We start from the raw sequence: 12,190 nt of genomic DNA, 5'->3' as shown, positions 1-12,190 counted from the left end.
CTACACATTTGTGCGCCCGTTCAAAGAGTTCCCTGCACAATCTCGTAAATATAAAGTCATTCTGACAATTGCAAGTCAAACACTATCTCAATTAGCTTTGGATTTCACAGAGCAGTATATGTTTACTTTACTAGGTTCGTTCCGTAACAAGATGATATTTGGTGATGTAACACCATATGATGCGAAAATTTTCTCTGACATGTTTGGTGAAACAGAGGAATTTAAAGAATCCGAATCTGAACAAGGGATTTCTCCTATGCAAGAGAATCCCGTTAGTCGCTTAGGTTCGACATATCAAAAATTAAAAGAAGTCGTTATGTCACCAGGAGATATCATGGCACAAGGTGCCTTCATTTGTGCTGCGCGTATTGTACAAGACAATCATGTGCAACCTGTACAACAAATTACTAGTAACTTTGTACCCAAAGAGGAATTTGCTCAAGCAATCATTCAAGTAGAGATCAAGTCTGGACAATATTGGGAAACTGAACGTCTTCGACTCATTGAAGAATCTATCGCAAAATCAAATCCTATGAAACATGTAGATGCAAATAATATAAAACAGATAGAATCATTTCCACCTATGCATGGTGATAAAATAGAACAAAATAATTCCATAGAAACAAACACCGTAGAAAATGTAACTTTTCCTGATTATTTTAAGGATGTCAGTCAACAGGGAAATGTTATTGAAGAAACTGAAAATAAGTTGTATGAAGAAATTAAGGCATTCGTTATTGAATCACAACAAATCTCACCATCTCTTTTGCAAAGAAAATTCAGAATCAGCCATATAAAGGCTGTACAATTTATTGAGAAGTTAGAACACAATCATGTTGTGAGCACTTACACTGGGAATAGCCCTCGTAAAGTTTTAATTTCAAAAAATAATAGTACGTCGATATTATCAAAGGATTCTCAAATCAATACTACTCTTTCATCTAATACAGATTTAGATAATACGACTTCACGAGAAAATAGCATTCCAAACGAAGAGACAGAAGCAAAGCAAGAGGAAACAGGCTTCTTTAAAGACATCCTATATGATGATGTAGTAGCCTTTTTTAAGGAATCAGGGAATGCTTCTATACATGCACTACAGAACGCATTTAAAATCGATTATACACGTGCTTCAAGATTACAAGATGCCCTACAACGGAATGGCGAGCTGCCGAATATAACAAAAGAGACACATATGGAAATTGTAAGTCCTAAAAAAAATATGGAGCTAGCAGAACGGAAGAAAGAGGTATCTAATATTATGTTGGAAGCAAAAAGGGATATAGATTACCCAATTCATTTAGGAATTCCTGTTGAGACTGATTCATTGCAAAAAAAGCTTCTAACAGAGGGACTTATAACTACAGTATTAGAGGAAGCAAAAACAGATATGAAAACTAATTTGAAACCAGCTACAAAAACAGTTAATCCTACTAAAGAAAATAAACTTGATGAAGAAGTTGCAAAAGTTTACGAATCCATTAGCATTACTGTTCATCAAAACTTAGAAAAGAATTTGGTAGAGAACACTAGAAATAATGAAGAGCAGCATGAAGATAAACATATGAACTATAAAGAACGCCAAAAAGGCTTAAAAGCCAAACAAAAGAATACGTATAACAATACGAAGTCACTACTTAATAAAAACCAGCAACAAAAGAAAAATACATCTAATGTAATGAGTAAGGAATTGGATAATTTTTTTGATTAATACCTATAGAAACCTAAAATAACTTTTTATTCAAGATTATATTTTTAGGGAAAATCTAGCTTAAATTAGGAGGAAAGGTTAGATATAGTATTTTAACTTTTCCCTTTTCAAAAAATAATACTTGCACAAATTACATAAAAACGTTATATTTTAATTAATAATTATACAAATAAAACATGATTTACGTGAAGGACACACCTGTACCATTCCAACGGTACAGGTGTGTCCTTTTTTACGTTCTAGGAGGAAAATATAATGTTTGAAGATAAGGTAAATACTCATATTACAAAAGAACTAGGGATGGCATTTGAACCGGATAACACGCTAGAGGACATCTTTATAGAATCAACTTTCAATCAATTTGAAAGAATACGTGAACATGAATTAGAAGAATTAGCTCGTATGAAACGTGAACGTACTGTAGGGAAAGGCTTAATTACCATAGTATCTGAAAAATTATTCCCAACTAAAAACGGGACATCTGAGCGGATACAAGTGCTCACAATGCAAATTGGTACTCATACGACAGCATATTGTCCACTTACAGAGGCAGGTATAAATATTCCTAAAAATCCTCAATGGCTGATAGGTAAAACAAAACCCGTTATTATTGAGCATTTCCAAAGAACTGAGGAAGGGAACTTTGCTGTTGTATCTATCACTGCAGGAGAACTTGCACTGCAAAGAAAATTATATGAAGAAATAGTAGAGCAAGAGGGGAATAAAGTATACACAGGAACAGTTTCTGGACATATTCCATCTGCACAAACTATTCTGGTTGAAGTTCATGGTGTAACAGTAGGAGTAAGATACTCGCAATGGTCTCATTCATTCGTTCGGCGGATATTATTATTGGCGATGTTGTAGAGCTTATCATCGATAAAGTAGTGGAAAAGGATGGGCGCTATGAGTTTAGAGGAAATAAAAAGAAACTTGAAACGGATCCAATGGAAAAACTATTAGAATTAAACAAACGACGTGACCGCTTTGTAGGTAAAATTGTAGGTGTAGATGCTATTGCTGGGATTTTCGTAGAAGTTGCACCAGGTATTCAGTTTAAAGGGCTAAAGGGTCGTAATCTGGCAAATCCAACTGTGGATGACGCAGTAAACCAAACAATTGTTACATGTGAGCTGCTTAATATTGATGCTAAAAATAGAAGAGGAACTGTACGTATCCTAAATTATCCGCAAGGCCAAAGTAAAAAATCTAATTCGTCAATTTACCAATTTTAATGGATGATTATGCGTACAATAGAGAAACAAATGTCTACTTATATTCCTTCTATTCCTCATTTATCAAGTGAGGATATACAAGGACTTCAAATATATCGGATACATGATTTGGATAAAACCTATATATTCCACTCTTATGACGAATTAGTTAAGTTTAAGCAGCTTTTAACAGAGGAACAATATGCTATACTCAATTTTATTGGTGTTCATACATCCGTTCGGTTTAATCATTTATTATATCTATTCAAGAATAAATTTTCGCGGAAGAAAATTAACAATGCACTTCAAGGATTACTTTACTATCAATTTATCGAAAAATGGCAAGTAGAAATTTTTGATATGGAAATCTTTGAAGAAACATATACCTTATCCAATAATGGATTTAAACTACTAAAATACTGGCAAGGAAATATGTTCTTCTTTGCCCCAGAGCGTCTTGACAATCATGGTAAATATGTTCACCTGCGTTATTGGCATGACATAGACCTACTTTGTCATTTACGCTACGCTCCTTCATTTTTAGGTCATATTATGCATCCATCTATTAGTAAAGGGGTTTTTACCCCTTCTTTAAGTTTTATAATAAATGGAGGAAAAGAACGTAAATTTAACTTTGTTGTATACTCCACCTTATTATCTGATCAAAAGGATCGATTAAAACGAATAATTGCTAGATGGAAGACTTTTGTAGAGTCAGGAAAAGATGTTATTATGCAGGACTTAGGGAATAACCCTACAATCTTAGTTATTTATGTTTCTACTAAAAAACAAGCAAAGCAAATTAATAATGAACTATTACTTGATTTAATTCCTGGTAAAGTATTGTTATGCATAGGGGAATCTTTACATTTTCAAGGATTACAACACGCTTTTTATCAACCTCTTGCAGAAGGGGAGATCAAACAATTAGATACAAAGCTATTTATAGAAAACTAAGCCACCATACAAGCTTTCGCTTTAAGGGTGGCTTGTTTATTTTATAATTAGCTTGGAGTATTCAAAAAAACTTAACAAAATTAATAATCCTGTATCTACCTCTATACAAAGCACAGATTTTGCGAAATAATATTCTTTGACACCTGTTAATAAAATAACATTATATACAAATATAATTATTTTATTGGAGGAATATACAAGAAAGGAGTACTATATTGCTACGTATACAAAGAGGGTACATGTACGATCCTGATGATAATGAGGTAATAGTAAATGAAATTTTCTATGATGGTACATCAGAAAAAAAGTTAGGCAGTAACATGGGTGTATTTGATGCAGTTAAAGTACCTGTTGCTATTTTTCAAAAGGTCCAGGAAAACGAAAGTATGACCTATATGGAAAGTGTTGAAGTAGAAGAAAAAAATATAAAGGAAATACTTTGTTATTTAGTTCAAAATCAAAAGCCAGAAAAGCTATATTTTGAAATACAGTACATGAAGTAACTCCAGGGACTGAATATAAGAGGGGATTTATAGCAGGGGATTCAGGGGCATTATTATACAATACATGTGGGATCTGCATATAAACTTCCTTCTTATCCCTGTTCTATTGAAAATAATTGAATATAATATAAAAATAGTTTAATATAAATCTATATTTATTGTTTAATTGATTCCGTTTATTCCCACACCCTATGTGTTGTGGTTGAGTTTTAGAAACAAGTTGTATTCTTGTTTCAATTATGAAAGGGCTTCTTTGAGCCGATTAGTGTATATATAGCTTATTTTGCTATGCACATTTTAATCGACTTGAAGAAGTCCTTTTTGTGTTGTCTTCGAGTTAGGAATCACTTATACATAAACTTTTAGGACTAAAAGTATGCTAAATGAGAAAACACATATTTTGTGCTTTTTGTTTAATTTAGAGGGGAGAGTATATGAATTTTTACAGAGCATACATAGCATAAAAAAATATGGATAAACGCACATATTTCGTGCTTTTTATTTAGAAAAGAGGATATTTATGATGAAATATGAACATGCAATTACTTTAGATAAGCCAACATTATCAATAGGGGAAATCATTTAAAACTTTCAAAAGAAAAAAATTAATTACCGCGTTAAAAGTTATGAACTTACTATCTATAAAATCAAACCTTTATATTGTTAGAAATTCCAAAATTTTACGATGAAGTAAGATAATAAGTATCCATTCATAATGGCATTCGAAAGAGAAGAAAAAGGGAATCTAAATATGGAAAGTACTTGTTGCAATGCTAAAAGCACGAGGAATCAGAATATGAAACTTGAGAGGAGTTATATAATATGATTACAGTTAATCGAGGATACATGTATGATCCGGAAGATGATGAATTTTTAATTACCGAGATTTATTATGAAGCTGCTACAGATACTAAACTAGGAAGTAAAATGAATAACTTATCTTACTCAGCCATTCCTAATGAGATTAAAGAAAAAATAGAAGCAACTGCTTCATTATCCTATGTGGAAAGCATTGAGATGTTTCAGCCATTAGCTGTCCTATATCAAAATGAAATTAACATTTATGGAAAACCAGAAAAATTATACTTTGAGTATACAAACATTTAAAAAGAAAAAAGACATTGAACGGTTTGTTTCAATGTCTTTTTTCTTTTTAAACTATAGAGGAACAAATGGTTAAGGCTTTGTTTGGCATCCTATAGTGTTTTAGGTGTGTTATACTTATATTTGTAAATTATAATATTCGGTAGAATGTCAGGTTTGTTTGCTACTATTCGATATATATAACTGGAGGAAAAATTATGGTTTTTTTTAACGAATTTCCGGAAAGAATTCTCCTTCCTCAAGCGTGTGAAGGGCGTAGCCCAACGGTAGGTGGGAGATGAATTTCGGTTTGGCGTAGCCAAAAGGTTTTCCTTTTTATTTTACCTCTGATATAATCAGTCTTATAAATTATAAGGGCTGGTATATAAATGAAATTAGATAGTAATAATCATTCAGTATTCTTGTTATATTATCACCTTGTGTTGGTCGTGAAATACAGAAGAAATGTGTTTGATGATGATATGTCAGACTATGCAAAAGATATGTTTGTTCGACTATCTGAAAACTATAACATCACGTTAGTTGAATGGAATCATGATGTAGACCACGTTCATATTTTGTTCAAGGCACACCCTAATACAGAAATGACAAAATTCATCAATGCTTATAAAAGTGCAAGTTCTCGACTTATTAAAAGAGACTTTCCACAAGTGAAAAAGAAACTTTGGAAAGAGATGTTTTGGTCAAGAAGTTTTTGCTTGCTAACTACTGGTGGTTCGCCAATAGACGTAGTAAAAACATATATTGAAAATCAAAGTGAAAAGTGAGGTGAAATGATATGACAAAGCAGAATAAAGCATATAAATTCCGTTTGTATCCAACAGAAGACCAAGCACATCTTATGCGTAAAACTTTCGGTTGTGTACGTTTCGTGTATAACAGAATGTTAGCTGAACGGAAAGAAGCGTATGAAAAACATAAAGATGATAAGAATCAACTAAAGAAACAAAAGCTTCCCACTCCTGCGAAATACAAAGCAGAATTTGAGTGGTTAAAAGAAGTTGATTCATTAGCTTTGGCAAATGCTCAACTAAACTTGCAAACTGCCTATAAAAATTTCTTTCGTGGTCAAAATGACTTCCCAACATTCAAAAGCAAAAAAGACAGAAAGTCTTATACAACGAATGTAGTGAACGGAAATATTATGTTGCTTAACGGTCATATCAAATTGCCAAAACTGAAAATGGTACGTATCAAACAGCATAGAGAAATACCACAAGGCCATATAATCAAGTCATGTACGATTTCTATGACACCTACTGGTAAATACTATGTGTCCATTTTGACTGAATACGAAAAAGAGATCGTACAAAAAGAAGTAGAAACAGTTGTTGGATTAGACTTTGCGATGGATCAATTATACGTCAGTTCTGAGGATGAGAGAGCCAATTATCCTAAGTTCTATCGTGAAATGTTAGACCGATTAGCAAATGCTCAACGAGTATTATCAAGACGTACAAAAGGTTCAGGGCGTTGGAATAAACAACGTATCCGTGTAGCTAAGCTGCATGAAAAAGTAGCAAACCAACGTAAGAACTTCCTTCATCATAAGTCTAAAGAGTTAGCTACTCATTTTGATGTTGTAGCTATTGAAGATCTAAATATGAAGGGAATATCGCAAGCACTTCATTTTGGAAAAAGCGTCGCTGATAATGCTTGGGGTATGTTCACTTCTTTCTTAGCTTATAAACTAAATGAACAAGGCAAACAGCTTGTGAAAATAGACAAATGGTTTCCTTCCACAAAAACATGTAGCAGTTGTGGAAATGTGAAAAATATGTCATTGTCTGAGCGAGTCTATTCTTGTATATGCGGTGTAAATCTCGATAGAGATTATAACGCAGCTATCAATATCAAAAATGAAGCAATACGCCTATTGGCGTTAGCATAGATAGCAATAAAATAACCCTTGGAACAAAGGAGTTAGCTCGGCTGTCTTAGGACGAATTCGTTAGCTACCAAAAGTAACGACTAACCGAGAAGCCCCCACTTCAAACAGTCCGTTAGGACGTTAAGTGGCGGGTAGTTCACTGCTGCACAAATCTTGTCGTAAATTAGTTGAGGAGTTCTCATTGATTTTAGAACAATACGTGAAGCTGAATGGTTATGTTACAGACATTCGTTTATCCGTATTTTGAAGCACTTACTGTCCAAGATGGATTAATGGCTCAACATGCTCAAAAAGTAATGAGTTTCTATAATGAAAAATTAAACAAGCTAAATATACATGAAATTGTGATTGATTAAAAATAGAGGATATACATAAGAGAGGGTTCCTATAGTAAGGGACTCTCTTTTTCTATGTAGAAAAGAAGAGGCATGTTTTATAATGATGAATACATATAGAGAAATTAAAGAGGAAATGAAAAAAGTCTATTTATCTCGAAATTGTTGTTTTGTAGGTTACAGTGGGGAAAAGATAGTCCGTTGACACTATTATGTAATACAATTGCTGAGATTCTGCTAGAGAACCGTACAAAACCTATTGATATCTTGGCTTCCTAGGTTGGAGTAGAAACACTTCTATGATGGCTGATATCTCACTGACATTACAAAATATCTAGGCTAATACAGATAAATAAGCAGCTAATCGCTTGTTTATACACTTCTAAACCTCTCATGATAACAGTAATTAAGAGCCTTGCTTAATAAGACGAACCATGAATTTATTTCGCATCTGCTGCGTCAAGATACGTTTATTCAACCCTGCTCGTTTCACTTCAAGTGGAATCATCTTTTGTGTAGCAACCTCATACAAAGCCTTTTGATCATCTTTTTCGTACACCCAACTATATGTTCCATGATTAAAATTAAATGCCACAAATAGGGATTATCTGTATACTTTCTAGCTCTTAAAGGTTCCGAAATAGTTTTATAGTAATTGTAGATAATTTTCGTATAATCCTTTTATAATGATATATCTATTTATGCCATTCTCACCACGAACCACTAAGGTATTTCTAACAAACTGTATATGGCTCATATTAGGCGATACAAGCTCTTGTAGACAACCCATAGTTTACTACTAAATCTATTATAAAAGCGTTTTTATCCATAATAAGAGGGCGATATTTAACTTGTCTTTCTGTTAATCCTTTTGTGGAAAGTATAGTTTGTTTTAATAATTTTTTTCTGCTTCGATTATAAAATCCTTATCACTTAGTGATTGATCAGGAATTAAGGAGAGGTGAAAACCATATACTGAAGTTTAGACATGTTCAATTTATTTAAGAACCGCCATATTCTGTGTCTTGTTTTCTAGCTCATAGAAATACTCCTAATAATTTTCTTTAGATAGTTCACTCCATGATTTGATATGTAGGAGTTTCTCATTTACTCTTAGTCACTTATAAAAACCTTTAATATCGTAATTATAACGTTCAACCCTAGATTGTTTACGTCCATTTTCTGCTAAATAAGCAGAAAATGCTTCTAATGCTACTTCTAAACTAATACCCTTGATCATTATAATCACCTAAATTCTTATTATATATAATAACAAAAAATAAGTGAAAGACCTGCTACCGCCCTTTGCTACGTTCGGTTGCTGGCATATCAAAAAGGAAAACGGACAAACAACCCTTTTCCTTTTTGATATGTTGTTTTTTATTTTCAATGAAAAAAAGACAAATCTCGTCCTAATAAGGATTCGTAGATTTGTCCTTTTACATGGGAGTAATGATATGTTTAATTACCATTATTATAACGGATTTTACAAATATTTTCAATTAGGTCTGACATCTTATTAACAATCATATTAGTAATAATAAAATCTATTATAAATATATATCTTATATATTAAAAAGAAATAAAGATAAAACTTTTATAGGCTATCAAAAATGGGGAAGAGATCTACTCTCACAAGGAAAAATTTAATATTAGAACGTAAAAAATCATAAATAGTAGAAAATGTATCCCTAGATTTAATAATTATTAGAATTTCAATTCTACAAAAAAGCAGAAAGAAAATTATATATTTCTACATAAAATCGGAAAAAAATTGATACAAATCATATTATATTTATTCAACCTTTAAAATAGAGTGTTTTTTCTTTATTTTGGTAAATAGGGAAGTATCCGGGTTTTGTTTATCCACATTTTGTTCAGAGAATGTAGCTATTTGTTCACATTACACAGTATTTACACATAACTCACATTATTATTGATGATTTTTATTAGATAAATTCAATAGCACTAGTATTCCCAACAATATTAGTAAAATAGTATTCACATTTGATCATATTTGTCCTCATATCTACTATTTTTATTAATATCCTTCTGATTTTTTGTAGATATAAAATTGGATATTTTACTACACGTAAAGAATACTTAATGTGTAGTGTGGAGATTCTACTATAGGTAGAAGAGGATTTATATAGAAATGCATAAAAAAAGACTTCATTTTACATGAAGTCCTTCTAGTTATGTATTTATAAATAGATTAGTAAAAAAAGGGCGGAATAAACCAAACACGAATAGCCCTCCACTTTCGATTTTTTCAAAAATAGAGAGCTTGTTGCTATTATTTTATTTCCATTGCGGTTAGCACCTGATCTGGAGCTGTTATTGTTACACCGGCACGTACTAAACGTTCGAAGGTACGCATAAATTCTAGTAAATTAAACTGCTTTGGTAGCTCAATAACACGAAGTTTTTCTTGTGGCAGCTTATCAATTGCCTCGATAAACCATTCACGTACATCACTTGGAATCGTGCGTTCTTTATGGCCACGAACTTTTAGTTTTTCACGCATTTCAATTTCTAAAGCGATATATGCATGAAGATTAACGCCCTGATCATATGCATATTTTCTAAATAACGTTTCTTCCTGGTACTTTAAATAATTAAGGTGATAAGATTCTTCCGTCACTGGTACCGCAAACTTCTGCTTCAGTAGTGCATGTACATTTCTAAACATCTTCTTAATGTTATGAAGAGAGTACATAGAATAATGTAGACCAAAATTAAAGATAGCTTGCTCACGGTCACTATTTCTCTCTTTTGGTATGTGCTGCGCAATAAGAGGGTAGAGACCTTCTTTCGCTGCTGTATCAAGAGTTTGATATTGAGATGTCTGATGCAATAATTTTTTCAATGTATATACAATTTTCGTTGGATATCCTTCTTTTCGATCAACCATATCACGAAGCCCACGAATGACACTGCGAATTTGACAATGACAAGTATGCTTTAAGACATGAATGAACTTATTCATGTCTGCAGACAGTTCACCGATATTCATTTCTTGTAGAAGTGATTCAATGAATTTCGCTTTACGAGCATAGGTAGCTCTTGGTGTAAACGGATCCCTGTATTGTTCTTCTCCAGATTCTTTCGTACATAAAAAGTCTGAATGGATAGACAGATATAATGTCGTATATCGTTTTGTATGCTTTACACCTTTTTGCATTTTGCAAATTTTGAATAGGGGACTACCCGTACATGGTAATGTAATTGTTAATTCATCGATAACCGCACGGATTTGATGCGGATATTTTTTATGTAAGAAACGATACATCCCGCCGAAGTGGGTTTTATTGCCTCCTTCGTCATACTTATCTAATGAACGCTTTAACGTTATTTCTGTATGTTGTTGCATTGCGATATCTAAGAATAGCTTCTTAGCCGCTACAGATAGCTTAAAGAAAGCCTTTGTAAATACAACAGGACTAATATATACATACGGATTAGCTTTTTCTGCTTCCTCATTCAGAAAATGAGTGAGTTTAATTGTGTAACAGCCATCAATTTCATTTTCAATGGAGATAATGTTATGTAAGCTTAACTTTTTCAAAGCGATATAGAATTGAGAGTGTTGGATATAAGCAAATTCTTCTTTATATTGTTTGTAATCTTCCCACATCATATGTATGGTTACATTGGGAATGACACCATTAGTAAAGCATTTCTTATGTATATATAAGAACACTTCGAGATCAGCATTCGTAATGCCGTATAATTTATGCTTTCTTCCCGTTTTTTCTGCAAGTGCAGACATTGCGCGACGTGAAAAAGATGGTTTGGCTCTTTCGACAAATCCATCCACATCAGCAATACGATCTTCGTATGTCATGTGCTGTAGAATATCTTCTAAATAAGTATCTTTATAACTGTAGTACTTCTCCTCAAATGCTTCCACAAGCTTTTGCCAAGATTTGAGTGTTACTAAAACTGCGTTTGTTGTTTGCCCATTTAAGCTCCGTTGATTACGTATCACAAATGATTTCCCCATCTTTTTCACCTCCGTTCTACAAATTCAGAAATATATGTCAAAATACTATAAAATATACCAATTATGATTATAGCAAATCGAATTTTGTAAAAATGTGCCCTTTAAGAGAGAATTTCAAAAAAGGCAACACCTTATGGGCCTTAGAGCGACAAGGGATAGAGAAAATTGTTATTTTTATTTTTGGTACGCGACTTGGGAAGGAATGTTGCTCTTTTCTTGTATGATGCTATTTAATGAGAAAAGGAGAAATCCTTTAATATCAATACTTTATTGATAATTCAATTGATTTTTGGTACGCAACTTGGGAAAGGTGTTGCTCCTTTTTCAGGAAAATGGGTACGCGACTTGGGAAAGGATTTTTGTGTAATATATAAATTGCTTGTGATTTAACATCTTAGATCACCTGATATAACAGCATTTATGGCTGATTTCACTAATAAGATAGGTACGCGACTTGGGAAAAATGTTG

At 32.7% G+C, this 12,190-nt stretch carries 6 protein-coding genes and 5 pseudogenes; 9 read left to right on the top strand and 2 right to left on the bottom strand.

Annotated features, from left to right (window positions below; genetic code table 11):
- Positions 1-10: 10 nt before the first annotated feature.
- From ACTFRH_RS24355 to ACTFRH_RS24315, 9 genes and pseudogenes are all read left to right on the top strand, one after another.
- Positions 11-1,711: pseudogene (locus tag ACTFRH_RS24355) on the top strand (DNA translocase FtsK); the annotation flags it as partial.
- Between the two features lie 255 nt (positions 1,712-1,966).
- Positions 1,967-2,946 (top strand): annotated as a pseudogene (locus ACTFRH_RS24350) (RNA-binding protein).
- A gap of 9 nt (positions 2,947-2,955) precedes the next feature.
- A complete protein-coding gene (locus tag ACTFRH_RS24345; RefSeq protein ID WP_001259114.1) occupies positions 2,956-3,882 on the top strand; it encodes a hypothetical protein in 927 nt (308 codons plus the stop codon).
- Between the two features lie 215 nt (positions 3,883-4,097).
- Positions 4,098-4,385 carry a hypothetical protein gene (locus ACTFRH_RS24340; protein ID WP_033703350.1) on the top strand — a complete coding sequence of 96 codons (288 nt, stop codon included), beginning with the start codon at positions 4,098-4,100 and terminating at the stop codon, positions 4,383-4,385.
- 822 nt (positions 4,386-5,207) lie between these two features.
- Positions 5,208-5,492: a hypothetical protein gene (locus tag ACTFRH_RS24335; RefSeq protein WP_000633824.1), complete on the top strand. Its 285-nt coding sequence runs from the start codon at positions 5,208-5,210 to the stop codon at positions 5,490-5,492.
- Positions 5,493-5,857: 365 nt separating this feature from the next.
- Positions 5,858-6,256 (top strand): IS200/IS605-like element ISBth16 family transposase, encoded by a 399-nt coding sequence (gene tnpA, locus ACTFRH_RS24330; protein ID WP_000762752.1) that lies wholly within the window; start codon positions 5,858-5,860, stop codon positions 6,254-6,256.
- Positions 6,257-6,267: 11 nt separating this feature from the next.
- Positions 6,268-7,380, top strand: coding sequence for an RNA-guided endonuclease TnpB family protein (locus tag ACTFRH_RS24325; RefSeq protein WP_000166235.1), 1,113 nt, complete (start codon positions 6,268-6,270; stop codon positions 7,378-7,380).
- Positions 7,381-7,519: 139 nt separating this feature from the next.
- A pseudogene (locus tag ACTFRH_RS24320) lies at positions 7,520-7,736 on the top strand (HEPN domain-containing protein); the annotation flags it as partial.
- A gap of 82 nt (positions 7,737-7,818) precedes the next feature.
- Positions 7,819-7,991: pseudogene (locus tag ACTFRH_RS24315) on the top strand (phosphoadenosine phosphosulfate reductase family protein); the annotation flags it as partial.
- Between the two features lie 136 nt (positions 7,992-8,127).
- Here ACTFRH_RS24315 and ACTFRH_RS24310 read toward each other — a convergent pair.
- Positions 8,128-8,955, bottom strand: a pseudogene (locus tag ACTFRH_RS24310) (integrase); the annotation flags it as partial.
- A gap of 1,056 nt (positions 8,956-10,011) precedes the next feature.
- Positions 10,012-11,721, bottom strand: coding sequence for a hypothetical protein (locus ACTFRH_RS24305; protein WP_000520287.1), 1,710 nt, complete (start codon positions 11,719-11,721; stop codon positions 10,012-10,014).
- Between the last annotated feature and the right edge of the window lie 469 nt (positions 11,722-12,190).

Origin of the sequence: Bacillus cereus group sp. MYBK216-1 (assembly GCF_051916495.1) — a bacterium.
GTDB classification, from domain to species: domain Bacteria; phylum Bacillota; class Bacilli; order Bacillales; family Bacillaceae_G; genus Bacillus_A; species Bacillus_A thuringiensis_K.
The sequence above is the reverse complement of the archived record's forward strand: the minus strand, read 5'-3'. Positions and strand labels throughout refer to the sequence as shown.

Bases quoted from the DNA above. Each gene is read 5' to 3' on its own strand.
- ACTFRH_RS24345 (WP_001259114.1), top strand. From the start codon at position 2,956: ATGCGTACAATAGAGAAACAAATGTCTACTTATATTCCTTCTATTCCT.
- ACTFRH_RS24335 (WP_000633824.1), top strand. From the start codon at position 5,208: ATGATTACAGTTAATCGAGGATACATGTATGATCCGGAAGATGATGAA.
- tnpA (WP_000762752.1), top strand. From the start codon at position 5,858: ATGAAATTAGATAGTAATAATCATTCAGTATTCTTGTTATATTATCAC.
- ACTFRH_RS24325 (WP_000166235.1), top strand. From the start codon at position 6,268: ATGACAAAGCAGAATAAAGCATATAAATTCCGTTTGTATCCAACAGAA.
- ACTFRH_RS24305 (WP_000520287.1), bottom strand. From the start codon at position 11,721: ATGGGGAAATCATTTGTGATACGTAATCAACGGAGCTTAAATGGGCAA.